Consider the following 19,665-nt stretch of genomic DNA (forward strand, 5'->3'; position numbering starts at 1 on the left):
CGCCCGCCGGACCGCAGCCGCCGGCCGGGCCTCAGCCGCCGGCCGGGCCTCAGCCGCCGGCCGGGCCTCAGCCGCCTGCCGGGCCTCAGCCGCCGGCCGGGCCTCAGCCGCCGGCCGGGCCTCAGCCGCCGGCCGGGCCTCAGCCGCCCGCCGGACCGCAGCCCCTCGCCGGACCTCGGCCTTCTGGTGGAGCCCAGCCGCCCGCCGGACCGCAGCCCCTCGCCGGACCTCGGCCTTCTGGTGGAGCCCAGCCGCCCGGCGGGCCGCCGCACGGCGCCGCGCGGCCCGGCGCCCTGCGCGCGATCGAGACCGTCTTCCGGCTGGAGTCGCCGCGGGTGATCGCCGGTGTCGCCCGGATCGTGCGGGACGTCGGCATCGCCGAGGAACTCGCGCAGGACGCCCTGGTCGCCGCGCTGGAGCGGTGGCCCCGGGAGGGAGTGCCCGACAACCCCGGCGCCTGGCTGGCGGCCACCGCCCGGCACCGGGCCGTCGACCTGATCCGGCGCCGGGAGACCTACGCCCGCAAGCTCGCCGAGATCGGCCGGGACCTGGAGACCGCGGCCCCGCCCGAGGAGCCCGCCGACCCGGACGACATCGACGACGACCTGCTCCGGCTCGTCTTCACCACCTGTCACCCGGTGCTGTCCCCGAAGGCCCGCACCGCGCTCACCCTGCGCCTGCTCGGCGGCCTGACCACGGCCGAGATCGCCCGTGCCTACCTCGTCCCGGAGCCGACGATCGCCCAGCGGATCGTCCGGGCGAAGCGCACCCTCGCCACCCGGAACGTCGCCTTCGAGGTGCCGTACGGGCCGGACCGGCAGGCCCGCCTCGGTTCGGTCCTGGACGTCATCTACCTGGTCTTCAACGAGGGTTACGCCGCTACCGCCGGCGACGACTGGCTGCGCCCCGGCCTGTGCGAGGACGCGCTGCGGCTGGCCCGGGTGCTGTCGGCGCTGATGCCCGGGGAGCCCGAGGTGCACGGCCTCACCGCGCTGCTGGAGTTCCAGGCGTCCCGCACCGCCGCCCGTACCGGCCCGGACGGCGCGCCGGTGCTGCTGAGGGACCAGGACCGCCGCCGCTGGAACCGCATGCTCATCGCGCGCGGGGTCCGCGCCCTGGAGCGCGCCGGAGCCACGGCGAGCGGCCCGCCGGGCCCCTACGCCCTCCAGGCCGCCATCGCCGCCTGCCACGCGCACGCGTACACCTACGAGGAGACCGACTGGCACGCCATCGCCGCCCTGTACGGCCTGCTGGCCGCCCGCGCGCCGTCCCCGGTGGTCGAACTCAACCGCGCGGTCGCCGTGTCGATGGCCGACGGGCCGGCGCGGGGCCTGGAGCTGGTCGACGCGGTGGCCGCCGCCCCCGCCCTGCGCGACTACCACCTGCTGCCCAGCGTGCGCGGCGACCTGCTGACCCGGCTCGGCCGGACGGAGGAAGCCCGCGCGGAGTTCCTGCGGGCGGCCGGCCTGGCCCGCAACGACCGGGAACGGGAGCTGCTGCTCAGTCGCGCGCGGGTGCTTGCGCCGGAGTCCGGGCAGGCGCCCCGATCAGCATCGTCGGCGCCCCCGCCACCCGGGTGAGGAACACGGTGGCCGCGTTCGGCCCCTGCGGCCTGACCTTCCGCCGCAGTTCCTCCGGCTCGACCGCCGAACCGCGCTTCTTCACGGTCAGCGTGCCGACCTCGCGCTCCCGCAGCAGGGCCTTGAGCTTCTTGACGTTGAAGGGCAGCCGGTCGGTGATCTCGTATGCCGTGGCGTACGGGGTGGGCCGCAGTGCGTCGGCGGTGACGTAGGCGATGGTCGGGTCGACGAGCCCGCCGTCGAGTTCGTCCGCCACCTCCGCGACCAGGTGCGCGCGGATCACGGCACCGTCCGGCTCGTACAGGTACCGCCCCACCGGCCGCACCGCGGGGTCGGGCAGCCCGCGGCCGAGCAGGGAGCGCGGGCCGGGCAGCAGTGTGGCCCGCACGGCGCCCGGCGCCCCGGTCCCGAACCAGAGCACGGCCTCCTTCACGTCCCCGCCGTCGCTGATCCACTCGGCCTCGGCCTCGGCGGGCACCGCCTCGTGCGGGATGCCCGGGGCGATCTTCAGTGCGGCACGGGGGGCCGTGCGGGCCGCGCCGACCGCCCAGGACAGGGGCGGCGAATAGGCCTCGGGATCGAAGATGCGGCCGCGCCCGCCCCGCCGTGCCGGGTCGACGAACACCGCGTCGTACCCGGTGGTGTCCACCTCGGTGACGTCGGCCTCCCGCACCTCGATCAGGCCGGCCAGCCCCAGCGCCTCCGCGTTCGCCCGCGCCACCGCCGCCGTCAGCGGGTCCCGGTCCACGGCGAGCACCCGGATCCCGGCCCGGGCGAGCGCGATCGCGTCCCCGCCGATGCCGCAGCACAGGTCGGCGACGCGGGTCACGCCGAGCTCCGCGAACCGCCGGGCCCGGTACGCCGCCACGGCGGCCCGCGTCGACTGCTCGACCCCGTTCGGCGTGAAGAACATGCGCCCGGCGTCCGCGGCCCCGAACTTCGCCACCGCCCGCTGCCGCAGCCGGGCCTGGCCGAGTGCGGCCGACACCAGCTCGGCCGGGTGGTCCCGGCGCAGCCGGGTGGCCACGGCCAGCTCCTGGGCGGGCTCGGTGTCGCGCACCTCGTCGAGGAGGGCGCGGCCTTCGGGGGTGAGGAGCAGAGCGAGGTCGTTCACCGGGTCATTGTGGGCCAGTCGGTGGATGGTGCGCCTCCGGCGGCGGTGTCGGCCCGGGTCGCGGGCCGGGGCCTGGGAGGATCCGGCACCATGCGAGCAGTAGTACAAAATGACAAAAGCCGGGCATGTCTGCGTCGGCTGGCCCGCGGCGGCGGAGCCGTCACGCTGGCCACCGCCGCCCTGCTCTCCGGCTGCTCCGGGCCCGGCTCCGTGCGCAGCGCGCCCGGCCAGGGCGGCCCCGCCCAGCCCCAGGACCCGGCGGCGCGCCGGGCCGCCGAGCACGCCCGCCTGGTCGCCGCCGCCCGGCGCTGGGGGCTGGACCAGGTCCCGCTGGCCCCTCCGCGGCCGCCCGCGGTGAAGCCGAGGATCACCGCACGCGACGGGTTCGAGGTGGACCACCAGGACGACTGGGACCTGCCCCCCGTCTTCACCACGATCCCCACCCGGCAGAAGGTCGTCTTCCTCACGATCGACGACGGCGCGGAGAAGGACCCGCGGTTCCTGGCCATGATGCGGGAGCTCAGGATCCCGTACACCGCCTTCCTCAGCGACTACCTGGTGAAGGACGACTACGCCTACTTCCGCCGGATGCAGTCCTACGGCAACACCCTCAACAACCACACGCTGCACCACCCCTACCTGCCGGGCCTGTCCTACGAGGAGCAGAAGGACGAGATCTGCGGCATGCAGGCCGTCATGAAGGAACGCTTCGGCAAGGCGCCCACCGTCTTCCGCCCGCCCTACGGCAACTACAACCAGGACACCCTGGTCGCCGCCAAGGAGTGCGGCATCAAGTACGCGCCGATCTGGAACGAGGAGGTCTTCGTCGACCACTGGGAGTACCGCGAGGACGACCGGCGGCTGCGCCGCGGCGACATCGTCCTCACCCACTTCCGCGGCCGGGACGACTGGGACGGCACGATGGTGGACGACATGCGCCGCTTCCTGAACAAGGTCACGCGCGAGGGCTACGCCGTGGCCCGCCTGGAGGACTACCTGTGAGGCGCCTGCGGGCCGCGGTCCTCGCCTCGGCCCTGCTCCTCACCGGCTGCGCCCAGTCCGTCGACCCCATCGAGCGGCTCGGCAAGAAGGCCGCCGAAGGGGTACGCCCGCACGGGCCCGCCGCCGACCGCGGCTACCGGCACTGGGGCCTGAGCCGGCCGCTCGCCCGCTCCCCGCGCCACCCCGCCCGGCCGCTCACCGCGCGGCCGGGGCCGCACACCCCGCCCCCGGTGGTCGACCGCGTCGCCACCCGCGATCCGGTCGTCTTCCTCACCTACGACGACGGCGCCGAACGCGACCCCCGCTTCGTCGACATGGTCCGCGAACTCGGCCTCCCGGTCACCCTGTTCCTCACCGACAGCGTCGCCGCCCCCGGCTACGGCCACTTCGCCCGGCTGCGCGCGCTCGGCGCCGGCATCCAGAACCACACCGTCGACCACCGGGCCCCGGCCGGACTGCCGTACGCCGGCCAGCGCGCCGAGATCTGCGGCCAGCAGGACCGCCTCCGCGCCCGCCTCGGCGTCCGCCCCCGTCTCTTCCGCCCGCCCTACGGCTCCTACGACGCCACCACCCTGCGCGCGGCGGCCGACTGCGGCATCTCCACCGTCGTGCTGTGGCGCGCCGCCCTCACCGCGGCCGGCCTCGGCTACACCCACGGCCCCCACGAGCTGCGCCCGGGCGACATCGTCCTGGTGGGCCCCGACGAGTCGACGCGCCTGCCGCTGCGCGAGCGCACGGTGCGGGTGCTGCGCCGGGTCCAGGAACGGGGACTGACGGTCGGACGCCTGGAGGACTACCTCTAGCCGCCGCCCTCCCGCGTCGGCGCCGGCCGGGCCGGTGGACGGCCCGGCGCGGGCGAATCCGGCCGACGCGCCGCGCGGCATTGGCACTCCGCTTGACCGAGTGCTAATCGCGGTCATAGTCTCAGGTCTGGCACTCCCCCCTGGAGAGTGCCAACAAACGCGACGGGCAGGTCCGGCACCCGCGACGACGGATCGACCTGGTCGCCACCTCAGACAGTTAACCCCGTGAGATCTCCGAAGGGGGAGGTCGGATCGTGACGACCGCCAGCTCCAAGGTTGCCATCAAGCCGCTCGAGGACCGCATCGTGGTCCAGCCGCTGGACGCCGAGCAGACCACGGCCTCTGGCCTGGTCATCCCGGACACCGCGAAGGAGAAGCCCCAGGAGGGCGCCGTCCTCGCCGTGGGCCCGGGCCGGTTCGAGAACGGCGAGCGCCTGCCGCTCGACGTCAAGGTCGGCGACGTCGTCCTCTACAGCAAGTACGGCGGCACCGAGGTGAAGTACAACGGCGAGGAGTACCTCGTCCTCTCGGCTCGCGACGTGCTCGCGATCATCGAGAAGTAATCCCTCGAAGCAACCATTTGCTTTGAGCTGCGCCCCTGGCCCCCGCGACCACCAAGAAGCCGGGCGCCCGGGGCGCAGCGTCTTTTCACCCACAGATTTCCGAGAGGGCTCCCGCTGTCATGGCGAAGATCCTGAAGTTCGACGAGGACGCCCGTCGCGCCCTTGAGCGCGGCGTCAACAAGCTGGCCGACACGGTCAAGGTGACGATCGGCCCCAAGGGCCGCAACGTCGTCATCGACAAGAAGTTCGGCGCCCCCACCATCACCAACGACGGTGTCACGATCGCCCGCGAGGTCGAGATCGAGGACCCGTACGAGAACCTCGGCGCGCAGCTGGTGAAGGAGGTGGCGACCAAGACCAACGACATCGCTGGTGACGGCACCACCACCGCCACCGTCCTCGCCCAGGCGCTGGTGCGCGAGGGCCTGAAGAACGTCGCCGCCGGCGCTTCCCCGGCCGCCCTGAAGAAGGGCATCGACGCCGCGGTCAAGGCTGTCTCCGACGACCTGCTCGCCTCGGCCCGCCCGATCGACGAGAAGTCCGACATCGCCGCCGTCGCCGCGCTGTCCGCCCAGGACCAGCAGGTCGGCGAGCTCATCGCCGAGGCGATGGACAAGGTCGGCAAGGACGGTGTCATCACCGTCGAGGAGTCCAACACCTTCGGTCTGGAGCTGGACTTCACCGAGGGCATGGCCTTCGACAAGGGCTACCTGTCGCCGTACTTCGTGACGGACCAGGAGCGCATGGAGGCCGTCCTGGAGGACCCGTACATCCTCATCAACCAGGGCAAGATCTCCGCCATCACGGACCTGCTGCCGCTGCTGGAGAAGGTCATCCAGGCCGGCTCCTCCAAGCCGCTGCTGATCATCGCCGAGGACGTCGAGGGCGAGGCCCTGTCGACCCTGGTCGTCAACAAGATCCGCGGCACCTTCAACGCCGTCGCGGTGAAGGCCCCCGGCTTCGGCGACCGCCGCAAGGCGATGCTCCAGGACATGGCCGTCCTCACCGGCGCCACCGTCATCTCCGAGGAGGTCGGCCTCAAGCTCGACCAGGTCGGCATCGACGTGCTCGGCTCCGCCCGCCGCGTCACCGTCACCAAGGACGACACCACGATCGTCGACGGCGCCGGCAAGTCCGAGGACGTGCACGGCCGCGTCGCGCAGATCAAGGCCGAGATCGAGAACACCGACTCCGACTGGGACCGCGAGAAGCTCCAGGAGCGCCTCGCGAAGCTGGCCGGCGGCGTGTGCGTGATCAAGGTCGGCGCCGCCACCGAGGTGGAGCTGAAGGAGAAGAAGCACCGTCTGGAGGACGCCATCTCCGCGACCCGCGCCGCGGTCGAGGAGGGCATCGTCTCCGGTGGTGGCTCCGCGCTGGTCCACTCCTCCAAGGTCCTCGAGGGCAACCTCGACAAGACCGGCGACGAGGCCACCGGTGTCGCCGTCGTCCGCAACGCCGTGGTCGAGCCGCTGCGCTGGATCGGCGAGAACGCCGGCCAGGAGGGCTACGTCATCGTGTCCAAGGTCAAGGACCTGGACAAGGGGCAGGGCTACAACGCCGCCACCGGCGAGTACGGCGACCTGATCAAGGCCGGCGTCATCGACCCGGTCAAGGTCACCCGCTCGGCCCTGGAGAACGCCGCCTCCATCGCCTCCCTGCTGCTCACGACCGAGACCCTGGTCGTCGAGAAGAAGGAAGAGGAGCCGGAGGCCGCGGGCCACGGCCACAGCCACGGCCACGCCCACTGAGCGAACCGCAGCTGAGCTGGGGCCCGGCACTCCCGACGGGGGTGCCGGGCCCTCGCGTCGTCTACCGCTCCAGTTCGTCCAGCGCCCCGAGCTGCTGCATCAGCCCCAGCTGGTCGTGCTGCCACCACAGCTCGGCGATCTTGCCGCCGGGGCCGAACCGGAACAGTGTCATCCCGGTCATCGTGACCCGCCTGCCGGTGGGCGCGATGCCGAGGAAGTCGGCTCTGTGGGTGGCGTTCCAGGTCCACCGCGCGCAGGCCCGGTCGCCCTGGACCAGCACCTCCTCGACGGTGAACGTGAAGTCGAAGGCGGCGCGCCACATCCGGAACTCGGCGCGGGCGTGGTCCAGCCCGAGGGTGTCCTGCGGGTTCACCGGGTCGTGGCCGTGGATGTCCTCGTCGAGGAGATCGTTGAGCGGAGGCAGCTCGCCCGGGCTCGCGAGCGCCGCGAAGAAGTCGCGCACGGTCTCCTCGGCCGGCCGCTCGTCCCGTACGACGTCCAGGTCGGTGAACGCCGGCATCTCGTCGCACAGCGCGACCAGCTCCCGGAAGATCTCACCGGTCTCCGGGAGGTTCGAGTTCCGCATCGCCTCCTCGTACGACGGGAACTCCACCACTTCGACGATGTGCGACGCGTCCGAGCGGTCCTTGCCGACCACCGCGTGCGTCGCCGTCCGCTTCCCTCTGGTCTGCTCGACCCAGTCGTCCATGAGCCGGTTCATCTCGTCCAGCCGGCTCGTCCTGCACTCGATGAGCTGTACGAAGGTCATGACGCCGCCTCCGGGCCCCCCTAGGTCCGGTACCGTCCCGCCCATTTTCCCACCGGGACGGCGGCGCCACCGCGCTTCTACTGCGGCCCGTACTTGCGTCCCGTCCGGGAGCTGACCCCGCCCAGCAGCCCGCGCGGCGTCAGCTTCACCAGCCCCATCAGGGCCTTGTACCGGGGGTCGGGGATGGACACCGACTTGCCGCGTGCCAGGTCGGCCAGGGCCGCCGCGACCAGCTTGTCGGCGTCCAGCCACATCCAGCCCGGGATGTTGTCCGTGCCCATCCCGGCCCGCTGGTGGAACTCGGTGCGCACGAAGCCCGGGCACAGCGCCATCAGCCGGACCCCGGTGCCCGCCAGGTCCTTCGCCGCACCCTGGGTGAACTGCACGACCCACGCCTTGGACGCGCCGTACGTGCCGCGCGGGACGAAGGCGGCCACCGAGGCGACGTTCACCACGCCGCCCCGGCCGCGCTCGCGCATCGCCCCGGCCGCCGCGGACGTCAGCCGGAGCACCGCCTCGCAGTGCACCTTGAGCATCCGCAGCTCGTCCGCCATCGACACGTCCAGGTAGCGGCCCTTGTTGCCGAACCCGGCATTGTTCACCAGCAGGTCGACCGGGTTCTTCCGGTCGCCGAGCCGGTCGGCGACCGCCTCGATGCCCTTGTCCTCGGACAGGTCGGCGGTCAGCACCTCGACCTCGATGCCGTGCCGGTCGTGCAGTTCGGTCGCCTGCTCGCGCAGCCGCCCGGTGTCCCGTGCGACCAGGACGAGGTCGTGCCCGTCAGCCGCCAGCCGCCGCGCGAACGCGGCACCGATACCCGCGGTCGATCCCGTAATCAGAGCCGTTGTCATGGCCCAAGGGTAGTGACCCGGCCCGACAGTCCCCGCTGTCCGCGCTGCCCCGGCCGGCCGCACCGCTGACGCGGTCTCAGCCCCCGTGCTCCGCCGCGTACTTCCGGGCCCGCTCCAGCGTCTCCGGGTGCAGCGCCCCGCCCGCCGCGAGCAGCCGGGGCAGCAGGTGCCGCTCGGTGGTGACCGCGCGGAACTCCATCGCCGCCGTCACGCCGTGGTCCGGCCGGTGCACGATCTCCACCGCGTCGCCCGCCCTCAGCTCGCCCGGCTCGATCACCCGGAGGTAGGCACCCGTTGCGCCCTTCCGCGTGAACCTCTTGACCCAGCCGCGCTCGCCCAGATGGCCCTGGAACGTACGGCACGGAATACGGCCCGAGGTCACCTCCAGAACCACCTCCGCACCGATCCGCCAGCGCTCGCCGATCAGCGCCCCGGACACGTCGAGCCCGTCGGTCGTGAGGTTCTCCCCGAAGCAGCCGTTGGCCAGCGGCCGGCCCAGCTCGCGCTCCCAGTCGTCCAGGTCCTCCCGCGCGAACGCGTACACCGCCTGGTCGTCGCCGCCGTGATGGCGCAGGTCGCACACCGTGTCACCGGCCAGCCCGCTGCCGCCGGTCCCCTTGCGGCCCGGAGCCGCCACGCGCACCGGCCCGTCGACGGGCTGCTTGTCGATGCCCGTCACACCCTGCGGCTGGTCCGTGTACGGCACCGGCCGGGGGCGGCCCAGATTGACCGAGAGAAGCTTCATGCCCGCACGGTACGGGACCGCTCCTCAAAGCGTCGAACGAATATGGGTCACCTCGCCCAAGGCGGCCTTATGCTCGGACGGTGATCGAAGCCCGCCACCTGCGCGTTCTGCGCGCCGTCGCCACCACCGGTTCCTTCTCCGCGGCGGGGCGCCAGCTGGGCTGCACCCAGCCTGCCGTCAGCCAGCAGATGAAGGCCCTGGAGGCGTCGGTCGGCACCCCGCTGCTGGTCCGCACCGGCCGCGAGATGCGCCTCACCCAGGCCGGCGAGGCCCTCGTCCGGCACGCCTCCGGCATCCTGGCCGGGCTCACCGCCGCCGAGGAGGAGGTCGCCGCCATCGCCGGCCTGCGCGCGGGCCGCGTCCGGCTGGTCTCGTTCCCCAGCGGCAGCTCCACCCTCGTCCCCACCGCCCTGGCCGCCCTGCGCGCCGCCCATCCCGGTACCCGCGTCTCCCTGGAGGAGGCCGAACCCCCGAAGTCCGTCGAACTGCTGCGCGAAGGCGACTGCGACCTGGCCCTGGCCTTCCGCTACGAGGGGGCGGCGGTCGCCGAGGAGTGGGACGACCTCGTCGTACGCCCCCTGCTGACGGACCGCCTGGTCGCCCTGGTGCCGGAGCGGCACCGGCTGGCGCGCGCGGAGACCGTCGCCATCGGCGAACTCGCCCACGAGCCCTGGATCGCCGGCTGCCCGCGCTGCCGCGGCCAGCTGGTCGAGGTGTGCGAGGGCGCCGGCTTCACCCCGCGCATCGACTTCGCCACCGACGACTACCCGGCCGTGGTCGGCCTGGTCGGCGCGGGCCTGGGCGTCGCCGTACTGCCCCAGCTGGCCGTGGAGTCGGTGCGGCCGCGGGGCGTGCGGACGGTACGGCTGGAACCGGCGGTACGGCGGGAGATCGTCGCCCTCACCCTGCCCGACCTGGCACAGGTGCCGGCTGTGTCGGCCACGCTGGAGCAACTGGCGCGGGCGGCGCGGGCGGCGGGGCGCGCCTAGGGTCACGAAGGGTCACGACGGCCCGCATCCGCGGGCACGTGTGCGGCCCACACCGCGGGCACGCGAGTGGCGTGCATGACGGGCACGCGTGCGGCGTGCCCGGGGGAGGAGGGAAAGCACCCGAGGGTTACGGGTGCAGAAACGTTCCTTCAGTGGTTCGGTGCGGTGTCCCCGCTGGTGGTCGAGGCCGCCACCAGGCGGTTGCGTGCCCGCCCCATCAACTCCTCGCGCTCGTCCTCGGTCAGGCCGCCCCAGACGCCGTACGGTTCGCGCACCGCCAGCGCGTGTGCCGCGCACTGGGCACGGACCGGGCACCTCATGCAGACCTCTTTGGCCGAGTTCTCGCGAGCGCTCCGAGCCGCCCCGCGCTCACCCTCCGGATGAAAGAAGAGTGAGCTGTCCACCCCGCGGCAGGCAGCCAGCAGCTGCCAGTCCCACAGGTCCGCGTTCGGTCCGGGAAGGCGGGAGAAATCTGCCATTGCGTGACCCCTTGTCGCCGTTCTGGGCGGATACGGTGCCAACGACCGTACATCTCCGGTCTAAGGAGATGAAAATATGACTCATTGCGAATCTAGCCCCGGACACTACGAAACGGGAAGAAAAAGGGCCAAATGGGGCATAGGTTGTGATGAAAAGTTGTGGGTCCGTCGGGCATGTCTGCACCGTGTCGGTGCCCTCACGTAGAGTGCCGAAGACGGCACGCAGTCCCGTAACTCTTTCGAGTGACCGTCGTTGAGAGAGCGGAGGCGGTTGAAAAAACAAGCGCTCGGGCAGGCGTCCGAGACGGTCGACCGCACAGGTGACGATTCCGTACCAGCCTGGAGGCTCAAGGTGACGCGCATCAGCTGCGGAGGGCGGTCATGACATCCGTCCTCGTCTGCGACGACTCCCCGCTTGCCCGAGAAGCGCTCCGCCGCGCGGTCGCGACCGTGCCCGGTGTCGAGCGCGTGACGACGGCGGCCAACGGCGAGGAAGTCCTCCGCCGCTGGGGCGCCGACCGCTCCGACCTCATCCTGATGGACGTGCGCATGCCCGGTCTGGGCGGCGTCGAGACCGTGCGCCGGCTGCTGTCCGCCGACCCGGGCGCGCGCATCATCATGCTCACGGTCGCCGAGGACCTCGACGGAGTGGCTCTCGCGGTCGCCGCCGGCGCCCGCGGCTACCTGCACAAGGACGCCTCGCGCGCCGAACTGAGGGCCACCGTGACCCAGGCCCTCGCCGACCCGACCTGGCGCCTCGCCCCGCGGCGCCTGCGCTCGGCCGAGATGGGCGCCGCGCCCACGCTCACCGCGCGTGAGATCCAGGTCCTGGAGGGCATGAGCCACGGCCGCTCGAACGCCGAGATCGGCCGCGAGCTGTTCCTCTCCGAGGACACCGTCAAGACGCACGCCCGGCGCCTGTTCAAGAAGCTCGGCGCCTCGGACCGCGCCCACGCGGTGGCCCTCGGCTTCCGCTGGGGACTGGTCCGCTGACGGCCGCGGAGCCGGCCCGCCGACGGACACGGGGCCCGCTCGGCCGAGGACCGCGGGCTGGTGTGCCCAAGGGTCACGGACCGTGGGCCGCCCACGGCAACGGGCCCTGGTTCACCAACGGTCGTTGACCCTGGTCTGCCATGGTCATGGGTTCGGTTCACCGATGGTCACGGGCTTCGGGCGCGGGACGTCGTGAGCCCTGGGGCCGGCCTGAAGCGGCTCGGTTCGGGCCGGTCGCGCGGTCCGGCTCGCCGGGGTCGTTTGTGTCCGGCCGGTTCCCGGCGCCGCTCGCCCGCACCCGCTCCTGACCGGCCGGGCTTCCGGCCCGGTTCCCGATGGCACGGGCGGTGGACGGCTCCGTCGTACGAGGTGCCGGCCGTACGCACGAGGTGCCGGCCGTACGCACGAGGTGCCGGCCGTACGCACGAGGTGCCGGCCGTACGACGTGCTCTGCCGAGCGGCGTGCCGGCCGTACGACGTGCCGGTCGGACCAGGTGTCTGCGGGACGGCGTGTCGGCCTCGGTGTGTCGCGGAGGGCGCGGTCGGCCGGCGGTGTCGGCTGACCGGGTTCGCGGACCGGGGCTCCCGGGGGTTCCCGGTTCGGGCGCGGCCGCTCCGACGTCCGGAAGGCTCCGCCGGAACCCGCGCCGGATGGTGCGTCGGGTGCGTTCGGTGCGTCGTCCGGAAGGCTCCTGCGGCCGTCGGGACGTCCGTGCGCGCCGGGCCGGCTACGGCTACGGCTACGGCCACGACTGCCTGCGTCGGCCGCCGCCGTGCCGTGCCGGCTGCCAGGCCGGCGCCCGGCCGCCGCTCTCCTCGGCCACCGCCGTGCCCGCCACCCGGGCGAGCACACCCGGGCGCTCTCGGGCACCCGCCCCGGCGGCCCACCACCCTCCCGTGGAGGGGCATGTGCAAGGCGGCCCGCCGGAGGCGCGCTGCTGGTTTCGGCGCGGATGCCGCATCCTTGAGATGTGGAGTCTCTCGGGGACGAGTCGGTCGAGCGGAAGGGGAGGGCGCAGGGAATGAGTGCCGGCGCACCTGCTCATAACGCTTCGGTGCACAACCACGAACACGATGCGACGGACCGGACGGCCGCAGGGCACCATGGACCGATGCGCGACGACGAGGCGGGCACGGCCCACGGGGCGATCGGTGCCCTCGTGCACCGTGCCGTCGACGGGGACGCGCAGGCCACGCACGACCTGCTGGCCCACGTGCACCCCTTGGCGCTGCGCTACTGCCGCACCCGGCTGTCCCGGCTCCCCGGCGACGCGCGCCACTTCGTGGAGGACCTCGCCCAGGAGGTCTGCGTGGCGGTCCTGCTCGCCCTGCCCCGGTACCGCGACACCGGCCGGCCCTTCGAGGCGTTCGTCTTCGCCATCGCCTCCCACAAGGTCGCCGACCTCCAGCGCGCGGCGATGCGCCACCCGGGATCGACCGCGGTGCCCTCCGACGAGATGCCCGAGCGGCCGGACGACTCCCTCGGCCCGGAGGAGCGCGCCCTGCTCAGCAGCGACGCCGAGTGGGCCAAGAAACTTCTGGCCAACCTCCCGGAGAACCAGCGCGAGCTGCTCCTGCTGCGGATCGCCGTGGGCTTGACCGCAGAGGAGACCGGGCAGATGTTGGGAATGTCACCCGGCGCGGTCCGCGTGGCCCAGCACCGGGCACTGAGCCGCCTCAGGGCGCTCGCCGAACAGTAAGCCCGCCCCCGCAAACCCCCTGCGCGGAGCCGCCGTAGCTCCTTCGCTGAACAGGTGCGCCGCTGTTTCCGTACGAACATACGAAGCCTGAAGCCAGGCCGTACCGTGGAATTTGCTAGCGACGCTTCCCGTTAGCATGGACATCCGCACCGATCAAGGCCATTTGGGGAAGGTGTCATGACTGCCAACGTCGACGGAGTGCCCGGTAAATTCGCGACACTCGGGCTGACCTACGACGACGTGCTGCTGCTGCCGGGCCCGTCGGACATGGCACCCGACGAGATCGACACCGCCTCGTACGTCTCCAAGAACGTGCGGGTCAACATCCCGCTGCTGTCCGCCGCCATGGACAAGGTGACCGAGTCCCGCATGGCGATCGCCATGGCCCGCCAGGGCGGCGTCGGCGTCCTGCACCGCAACCTCTCCATCGAGGACCAGGCCAACCAGGTCGACCTGGTGAAGCGCTCCGAGTCCGGCATGGTCACCGACCCCATCACCATCCACCCGGACGCCACGCTGGCCGAGGCCGACGCGCTGTGCGCCAAGTTCCGCATCAGCGGTGTCCCGGTGACCGACGGCGACAAGAAGCTCCTCGGCATCGTCACCAACCGTGACATGGCCTTCGAGAGCGACCGCAGCCGCCGGGTGCGCGAGGTCATGACCCCGATGCCGCTGGTCACGGGCAAGGTCGGCATCTCCGGCCCGGAGGCCATGGAGCTGCTGCGCAAGCACAAGATCGAGAAGCTGCCGCTGGTGGACGACGAGGGCGTCCTCAAGGGCCTGATCACCGTCAAGGACTTCGTCAAGGCGGAGAAGTACCCGAATGCCGCCAAGGACGCCGAGGGCCGTCTCCTCGTCGGCGCGGCGGTCGGCGTGGCCGGTGACTCCTTCGAGCGCGCCCAGGCCCTGGTCGAGGCCGGTGTGGACTTCATCGTCGTGGACACCGCGCACGGCCACTCCCGCCTGGTCGGCGACATGATCGCCAAGATCAAGTCGAACTCCTCCGGCGTCGACGTCATCGGCGGCAACGTCGCCACGCGCGACGGCGCGAAGGCCCTGGTCGACGCGGGCGCCGACGGCATCAAGGTCGGCGTCGGCCCCGGCTCCATCTGCACCACCCGCGTGGTCGCCGGCGTCGGCGTCCCGCAGGTCACCGCGATCTACGAGGCCGCGCTCGCCGCCAAGGACGCCGGGGTCCCGGTGATCGGCGACGGCGGTCTCCAGTACTCCGGCGACATCGCCAAGGCCCTGGTCGCGGGTGCCGACACGGTGATGCTCGGCTCCCTGCTCGCGGGCTGCGAGGAGTCCCCGGGCGAGCTGCTGTTCATCAACGGCAAGCAGTTCAAGTCCTACCGCGGCATGGGCTCGCTCGGCGCCATGCAGTCCCGTGGCGACCGCAAGTCGTTCTCCAAGGACCGCTACTTCCAGGAGGGCGTCGCCTCCGACGAGCAGCTGATCCCCGAGGGCATCGAGGGCCAGGTGCCCTACCGCGGCCCGCTCTCCTCCGTCGTGCACCAGCTGGTCGGCGGCCTGCGTCAGTCGATGTTCTACGTCGGCGGCAAGACCGTGCCCGAGCTCCAGCAGCACGGCCGGTTCGTGCGGATCACCTCCGCGGGCCTGAAGGAAAGCCACCCGCACGACATCCAGATGACGGTCGAGGCCCCGAACTACAGCAGCAAGAGGTAGCTCCCGGGTACCACGGCGCGCCGGCACGCGCGGCGCGTGAGCGACGGTGACGGCGGCCCCGGAGACTCCGGGGCCGCCGTCGTCCTGCCCGTCGGCGATACTGGAAGGCGCTGAAACGCATCAGGGAAAGGCCACAGACGTGACTGAGATCGAGATCGGGCGCGGCAAGCGCGGCCGCCGGGCGTACGCCTTCGACGACATCGCCGTCGTCCCTAGCCGCCGTACGCGGGACCCGAAGGAGGTCTCGATCGCCTGGCAGATCGATGCCTACCGCTTCGAGCTGCCGTTCCTGGCCGCCCCCATGGACTCCGTGGTCTCCCCGGCCACCGCCATCCGCATCGGCGAGCTGGGCGGCCTCGGCGTGCTCAACCTCGAGGGCCTGTGGACGCGGTACGAGGACCCGCAGCCGCTGCTGGACGAGATCGCCGAGCTGCCCGCCGAGCGGGCGACCCGCCGCCTCCAGGAGATCTACGCGGCGCCGATCAAGGAGGAACTGATCGGCGCCCGCATCAAGGAGGTGCGCGACTCCGGCGTGGTCACCGCCGCCGCGCTCTCCCCGCAGCGCACCGCCCAGTTCTCCAAGGCGGTCGTGGACGCGGGCGTGGACATCTTCGTCATCCGCGGTACGACGGTCTCGGCGGAGCACGTGTCCTCCTCGCACGAGCCGCTGAACCTGAAGCAGTTCATCTACGAGCTGGACGTCCCGGTGATCGTCGGCGGCTGCGCCACGTACACCGCCGCCCTGCACCTGATGCGCACCGGCGCGGCCGGCGTCCTGGTCGGCTTCGGCGGCGGCGCCGCGCACACCACGCGCAACGTGCTGGGCATCCAGGTCCCGATGGCCACGGCCGTCGCCGACGTCGCGGCGGCCCGCCGCGACTACATGGACGAGTCCGGCGGCCGGTACGTGCACGTGATCGCGGACGGCGGTGTCGGCTGGTCCGGCGACCTGCCCAAGGCGATCGCCTGCGGCGCCGACGCGGTCATGATGGGCTCCCCGCTGGCCCGCGGCACCGACGCGCCCGGCAAGGGCCACCACTGGGGCATGGAGGCGGTCAACGAGGAGCTGCCCCGCGGCCAGAAGGTCGGCCTCGGCACGGTCGGCACGATCGAGGAGATCCTCACCGGTCCGTCCCACACCCCGGACGGCTCGATGAACTTCTTCGGCGCCCTGCGCCGCGCCATGGCCACCACCGGCTACAGCGAGCTGAAGGAGTTCCAGCGCGTCGAGGTGACGGTGGCGGACAGCCAGCACCGGCGCTAACCCCCAGGGGGCTGTCCCCCAGGCACCGAAAGGGCCGGTCATCCAGGAGGATGACCGGCCCTTCGGCACCCGCGAACCCCGGCCGCCGGAACCGTCTTCCCCACGCGCCGGCCCCCTTCACAACCGGTGCGCCGCCCCCGTGGGCGTGGCTCCGCGGGTGTCCAGCAGCAGCTGGGCCTTCACCGAGAGGCCCTGCAGGTCGTACGTGCGGTGCTGCTGGAGCAGGATCGTCAGGTCCGCGTCGGCGGCGGCCTCGTACAGCGAGTCGGCGCGCGGAACGGGGCGGTCCAGGACGTTCCAGGACGGTACGTAGGGGTCGTGGTAGCTGATCGAGGCACCCAGCTCCATCAGCCGGACCGCGACCTCCTGGGCGGGCGTGCCCTGCTGGTCGGCGAGGTCGGGCTTGTAGGTGACGCCGAGGAGCAGGACGCGGGCCCCGCGCGCGGACTTGCCGTGCTCGTTGAGGAGCGTGGCGGCGCGCTGGACGACGTACCGGGGCATACGGCTGTTGACCTGCTGGGCCAGCTCCACCATGCGCAGCGTGCGGGTGGCGTGCCCGGTCAGGTCCTGCGGGACGCCGTGGCCGCCGACGCCCGGACCCGGCCGGAACGCCTGGAAGCCGAAGGGCTTGGTCTCCGCGCAGCGGATGACGTCCCACAGGTCCACGCCCAGCTCGTGGCAGAGGACGGCCATCTCGTTGACGAGCGCGATGTTGACCTGTCGGTAATTGGTCTCCAGCAACTGCACGGTCTCCGCCTCGCGCAGCCCCCGCGCGCGTACCACCTTGTCGGTCAGCCGCCCGTAGAAGGCGGCGGCGGACTCGGTGCAGGCGGGGGTGAGGCCGCCGATGACCTTGGGCGTGCTGGCGGGGCTGTGGTCGCGGTTGCCGGGGTCGACCCGGCTGGGGGAGTACGCGAGGTGGAAGTCGCGGCCGGCGCGCAGCCCCGAACCCTCCTCCAGCAGCGGGCGCAGGAACTCCTCCGTCGTCCCCGGCAGCACGGGCGACTCCAGGATGACCGTGGTGTGCGGGCGGAGCCGGGCGGCCAGTGTCCGGGCGGCCGCCTCGACCTGGCCGAGGTCGAGCCCGCCGTCGGCGCCCCGCGGGGTGGGCGCGCAGATCACCGCCGTACGGACGCGCCCGAGCTGGGCGGGATCGGTGCCGGGCCGGAAGCCGGCCGCGTGCATCCGGCGCAGCTCGGCGGGGCTGAGCGAGCCCGCCTCCGGGCCGGTGGCGTAGCCGACGGTGGCGATGCCGGCGGCGACGGCGGCCTGGGCCAGCGGCAAGCCGTAGGGGCCGAGTCCGATGACGGCGAGGTCTGCGGGCATGCGTGGACCGTCCTTCCCAGTAGCCGAAGCGGGACAGGTGCGCAACCGCTGTGGACAGGATGAGCGAGTGCCCTGTCAGACTAGGTACACATATGACCGTTATGTGTGATTGTGTTCGTGTGTCTTCCGTGCGTTGTGCGCGAGTTGTCCACAGCTTGGCAGTGCCTGGTGGCTGAAGCCGGACGACCCGGTCAGAATCTGGGCATGAGAAGAGGATGAACCGGGCTTCGCCCATGGGTGCGGCCGACGCGAGCGAGTCAGCGACAGCGGGAGGCAGCGGTGAAGACAGCGACTCTTGGGCCGACGCAGCGCGCCGAGGCACTGGCGGCGATGGCGGAGCGCGAGCTGGACGTCCTGGTGGTCGGCGGCGGAGTGGTCGGCGCCGGGACCGCGCTGGATGCCGTCACCCGTGGCCTGTCCACCGGCCTGGTCGAGGCCCGTGACTGGGCGTCCGGCACCTCGAGCCGCTCCAGCAAGCTGATCCACGGCGGCCTGCGCTACCTGGAGATGCTCGACTTCGCCCTGGTCCGCGAGGCCCTCAAGGAGCGCGGCCTGCTCCTGGAACGCCTCGCCCCGCACCTGGTCAAACCGGTGCCGTTCCTCTACCCGCTCCAGCACAAGGGCTGGGAACGGCTGTACGCGGGCTCGGGCGTCGCGCTGTACGACGCGATGTCCACGGCCCGTGGCCACGGCCGCGGCCTGCCCCTGCACCGCCACCTGACCCGCGGTCAGGCCCTGCGCGTGGCGCCCTGTCTCAGGAAGGACGCCCTGGTCGGGGCGCTCCAGTACTACGACGCCCAGATGGACGACGCCCGCTTCGTGGCCACCCTGGTGCGCACGGCCGCGTCCTACGGCGCGAAGGCGGCCAACCGCGCCCGGGTGACCGGGTTCCTGCGCGAGGGCGAGCGGGTCGTCGGCGCCCGGGTGCGGGACGTGGAGGCCGGCGGGGAGTACGAGATCCGCGCCAAGCAGGTCGTGAACGCCACCGGCGTCTGGACCGACGACACCCAGGCCATGGTGGGCGAGCGCGGCCGGTTCCACGTCCGCGCCTCCAAGGGCATCCACCTGGTCGTGCCCAAGGACCGCGTCCATTCCACCACCGGCCTGATCCTGCGCACCGAGAAGTCCGTCCTCTTCGTCATCCCCTGGGGCCGGCACTGGATCATCGGCACCACCGACACCGACTGGGACCTCGACAAGGCCCACCCGGCCGCGTCCAGCGCCGACATCGACTACCTGCTGGAACACGTCAACTCGGTACTGGCCGTGCCGCTCACCCGCGACGACGTCCAGGGGGTGTACGCGGGGCTGCGGCCGCTGCTCGCCGGGGAGTCCGACGCCACCAGCAAGCTGTCCCGCGAGCACACGGTCGCCCATCCGGTGCCGGGTCTCGTGGTCGTGGCCGGCGGCAAGTACACCACCTACCGGGTGATGGCCAAGGACGCCGTCGACGAGGCCGTGCACGGACTCGACATGCGCGTCGCCGACTGCGTGACGGAGGAGACCCCGCTGATCGGCGCGGAGGGCTACCAGGCGCTGTGGAACGCGCGCGCCCGCATCGCGGCCCGCGCCGGACTGCACGTGGTCCGCGTGGAGCACCTGCTGAATCGGTACGGCTCCCTCGCCGAGGAGGTCCTGGACCTCGTCTCCGCCGATCCGGCGCTCGGCGAGCCGCTGCACGCCGCCGACGACTACCTGCGCGCCGAGGTGGTGTACGCCGCCTCCCACGAGGGCGCCCGGCACCTGGACGACGTCCTCACCCGGCGCACCCGCATCTCCATCGAGACCTTCGACCGGGGCACCCGCAGTGCCCGCGAGGCGGCCGAACTGATGGCGCCGGTGCTCGGCTGGGACAAGGAACAGACGGAGCGCGAGGTCGAGCACTACGAGAAGCGGGTGGAGGCCGAGCGCGAGTCCCAGCTCCAGCCGGACGACCAGACGGCGGACGCGGCTCGCTTGGGCGCACCGGACATCGTGCCCTTCTAGGGGTGAGACACCCCCAGCGCTCGCTGCCGCGCCGCGGAACTCACCCGAACGAGTGACCGTCGCCGGG

General features: G+C 72.5%; 17 protein-coding genes. 11 read left to right on the forward strand and 6 right to left on the reverse strand.

Annotated elements, in window-relative coordinates; translation table 11 throughout:
• Window positions 1-293: 293 nt before the first annotated feature.
• Complete coding sequence (locus ABZ576_RS18340; protein WP_360741555.1) at window positions 294-1,580, forward strand: sigma-70 family RNA polymerase sigma factor; 1,287 nt, start codon at window positions 294-296, stop codon at window positions 1,578-1,580.
• On the opposite strand, the gene ABZ576_RS18345 is transcribed toward ABZ576_RS18340, so the two are convergent.
• The gene (locus tag ABZ576_RS18345) at window positions 1,501-2,694 is read right to left on the reverse strand and encodes a class I SAM-dependent methyltransferase (RefSeq protein WP_360741314.1); all 1,194 of its coding nucleotides are present in this window, start codon (window positions 2,692-2,694) and stop codon (window positions 1,501-1,503) included. The genes ABZ576_RS18340 and ABZ576_RS18345 overlap by 80 nt on opposite strands.
• A 90-nt stretch (window positions 2,695-2,784) precedes the next feature.
• On the opposite strand from ABZ576_RS18345, the gene ABZ576_RS18350 reads away from it, so the two are divergent.
• From ABZ576_RS18350 to groL, 4 genes are all read left to right on the forward strand, one after another.
• Entirely contained in the window at window positions 2,785-3,696 is a 912-nt protein-coding gene (locus ABZ576_RS18350; RefSeq protein ID WP_360741316.1) for a polysaccharide deacetylase family protein, read from the forward strand.
• Complete coding sequence (locus ABZ576_RS18355; RefSeq protein WP_360741318.1) at window positions 3,693-4,499, forward strand: polysaccharide deacetylase family protein; 807 nt, start codon at window positions 3,693-3,695, stop codon at window positions 4,497-4,499. The genes ABZ576_RS18350 and ABZ576_RS18355 overlap by 4 nt, the downstream gene beginning before the upstream one ends.
• A gap of 254 nt (window positions 4,500-4,753) precedes the next feature.
• Window positions 4,754-5,062 (forward strand): co-chaperone GroES, encoded by a 309-nt coding sequence (groES, locus tag ABZ576_RS18360; RefSeq protein ID WP_039652762.1) that lies wholly within the window; start codon window positions 4,754-4,756, stop codon window positions 5,060-5,062.
• 119 nt (window positions 5,063-5,181) lie between these two features.
• Complete coding sequence (gene groL, locus ABZ576_RS18365; RefSeq protein ID WP_360741320.1) at window positions 5,182-6,810, forward strand: chaperonin GroEL; 1,629 nt, start codon at window positions 5,182-5,184, stop codon at window positions 6,808-6,810.
• Window positions 6,811-6,871: 61 nt separating this feature from the next.
• On the opposite strand, the gene ABZ576_RS18370 is transcribed toward groL, so the two are convergent.
• The 3 genes from ABZ576_RS18370 to ABZ576_RS18380 form a co-directional block, all read right to left on the reverse strand.
• Window positions 6,872-7,579 carry an ester cyclase gene (locus ABZ576_RS18370; RefSeq protein ID WP_360741322.1) on the reverse strand — a complete coding sequence of 236 codons (708 nt, stop codon included), beginning with the start codon at window positions 7,577-7,579 and terminating at the stop codon, window positions 6,872-6,874.
• 77 nt (window positions 7,580-7,656) lie between these two features.
• Window positions 7,657-8,430, reverse strand: a complete 774-nt coding sequence (locus ABZ576_RS18375; protein WP_360741325.1) for an SDR family oxidoreductase — start codon at window positions 8,428-8,430, stop codon at window positions 7,657-7,659.
• Window positions 8,431-8,506: 76 nt separating this feature from the next.
• On the reverse strand, window positions 8,507-9,175 hold the full coding sequence (locus ABZ576_RS18380; protein ID WP_360741327.1) for an MOSC domain-containing protein: 669 nt from the start codon (window positions 9,173-9,175) through the stop codon (window positions 8,507-8,509).
• A gap of 80 nt (window positions 9,176-9,255) precedes the next feature.
• Between ABZ576_RS18380 and ABZ576_RS18385 the strand changes: the two genes are divergently transcribed.
• Window positions 9,256-10,164 carry a LysR family transcriptional regulator gene (locus tag ABZ576_RS18385; protein ID WP_360741329.1) on the forward strand — a complete coding sequence of 303 codons (909 nt, stop codon included), beginning with the start codon at window positions 9,256-9,258 and terminating at the stop codon, window positions 10,162-10,164.
• A gap of 149 nt (window positions 10,165-10,313) precedes the next feature.
• Here the strand turns inward: ABZ576_RS18385 and ABZ576_RS18390 are convergent, their stop codons facing one another.
• The gene (locus ABZ576_RS18390) at window positions 10,314-10,643 is read right to left on the reverse strand and encodes a WhiB family transcriptional regulator (protein WP_360741331.1); all 330 of its coding nucleotides are present in this window, start codon (window positions 10,641-10,643) and stop codon (window positions 10,314-10,316) included.
• A 381-nt stretch (window positions 10,644-11,024) separates the two neighbouring features.
• Between ABZ576_RS18390 and ABZ576_RS18395 the strand changes: the two genes are divergently transcribed.
• The 4 genes from ABZ576_RS18395 to ABZ576_RS18410 all read left to right on the forward strand — a co-directional run bounded on the left by ABZ576_RS18395 (window position 11,025) and on the right by ABZ576_RS18410 (window position 16,286).
• Window positions 11,025-11,636: a response regulator transcription factor gene (locus ABZ576_RS18395; RefSeq protein WP_003948568.1), complete on the forward strand. Its 612-nt coding sequence runs from the start codon at window positions 11,025-11,027 to the stop codon at window positions 11,634-11,636.
• A gap of 1,112 nt (window positions 11,637-12,748) precedes the next feature.
• Window positions 12,749-13,336, forward strand: coding sequence for a sigma-70 family RNA polymerase sigma factor (locus ABZ576_RS18400; protein WP_121787335.1), 588 nt, complete (start codon window positions 12,749-12,751; stop codon window positions 13,334-13,336).
• Window positions 13,337-13,513: 177 nt separating this feature from the next.
• The gene (gene guaB / locus ABZ576_RS18405; RefSeq protein ID WP_360741333.1) at window positions 13,514-15,022 is read left to right on the forward strand and encodes an IMP dehydrogenase; all 1,509 of its coding nucleotides are present in this window, start codon (window positions 13,514-13,516) and stop codon (window positions 15,020-15,022) included.
• Between the two features lie 139 nt (window positions 15,023-15,161).
• Window positions 15,162-16,286 carry a GuaB3 family IMP dehydrogenase-related protein gene (locus tag ABZ576_RS18410; RefSeq protein ID WP_360741335.1) on the forward strand — a complete coding sequence of 375 codons (1,125 nt, stop codon included), beginning with the start codon at window positions 15,162-15,164 and terminating at the stop codon, window positions 16,284-16,286.
• Window positions 16,287-16,403: 117 nt separating this feature from the next.
• Here the strand turns inward: ABZ576_RS18410 and ABZ576_RS18415 are convergent, their stop codons facing one another.
• Entirely contained in the window at window positions 16,404-17,612 is a 1,209-nt protein-coding gene (locus ABZ576_RS18415) for a nucleotide sugar dehydrogenase (protein WP_360741337.1), read from the reverse strand.
• A gap of 279 nt (window positions 17,613-17,891) precedes the next feature.
• Here ABZ576_RS18415 and ABZ576_RS18420 point away from each other — a divergent pair, with 279 nt between their 5' ends.
• Window positions 17,892-19,598, forward strand: coding sequence for a glycerol-3-phosphate dehydrogenase/oxidase (locus ABZ576_RS18420; RefSeq protein WP_360741339.1), 1,707 nt, complete (start codon window positions 17,892-17,894; stop codon window positions 19,596-19,598).
• The last annotated feature ends 67 nt before the right edge of the window (window positions 19,599-19,665 follow it).

Source organism: Streptomyces sp. NPDC013455, from assembly GCF_040632975.1.
Classification (GTDB): Bacteria; Actinomycetota; Actinomycetes; order Streptomycetales; family Streptomycetaceae; genus Streptomyces.

What these genes read in the sequence shown, in the direction of transcription:
- ABZ576_RS18350 (WP_360741316.1), top strand. Translation starts at nt 2,785, where the DNA reads ATGCGAGCAGTAGTACAAAATGACAAAAGCCGGGCATGTCTGCGTCGG.
- groL (WP_360741320.1), top strand. Translation starts at nt 5,182, where the DNA reads ATGGCGAAGATCCTGAAGTTCGACGAGGACGCCCGTCGCGCCCTTGAG.
- ABZ576_RS18370 (WP_360741322.1), bottom strand. Translation starts at nt 7,579, where the DNA reads ATGACCTTCGTACAGCTCATCGAGTGCAGGACGAGCCGGCTGGACGAG.
- ABZ576_RS18375 (WP_360741325.1), bottom strand. Translation starts at nt 8,430, where the DNA reads ATGACAACGGCTCTGATTACGGGATCGACCGCGGGTATCGGTGCCGCG.
- ABZ576_RS18380 (WP_360741327.1), bottom strand. Translation starts at nt 9,175, where the DNA reads ATGAAGCTTCTCTCGGTCAATCTGGGCCGCCCCCGGCCGGTGCCGTAC.
- ABZ576_RS18390 (WP_360741331.1), bottom strand. Translation starts at nt 10,643, where the DNA reads ATGGCAGATTTCTCCCGCCTTCCCGGACCGAACGCGGACCTGTGGGAC.
- ABZ576_RS18395 (WP_003948568.1), top strand. Translation starts at nt 11,025, where the DNA reads ATGACATCCGTCCTCGTCTGCGACGACTCCCCGCTTGCCCGAGAAGCG.
- ABZ576_RS18400 (WP_121787335.1), top strand. Translation starts at nt 12,749, where the DNA reads ATGCGCGACGACGAGGCGGGCACGGCCCACGGGGCGATCGGTGCCCTC.
- guaB (WP_360741333.1), top strand. Translation starts at nt 13,514, where the DNA reads ATGACTGCCAACGTCGACGGAGTGCCCGGTAAATTCGCGACACTCGGG.
- ABZ576_RS18415 (WP_360741337.1), bottom strand. Translation starts at nt 17,612, where the DNA reads ATGCCCGCAGACCTCGCCGTCATCGGACTCGGCCCCTACGGCTTGCCG.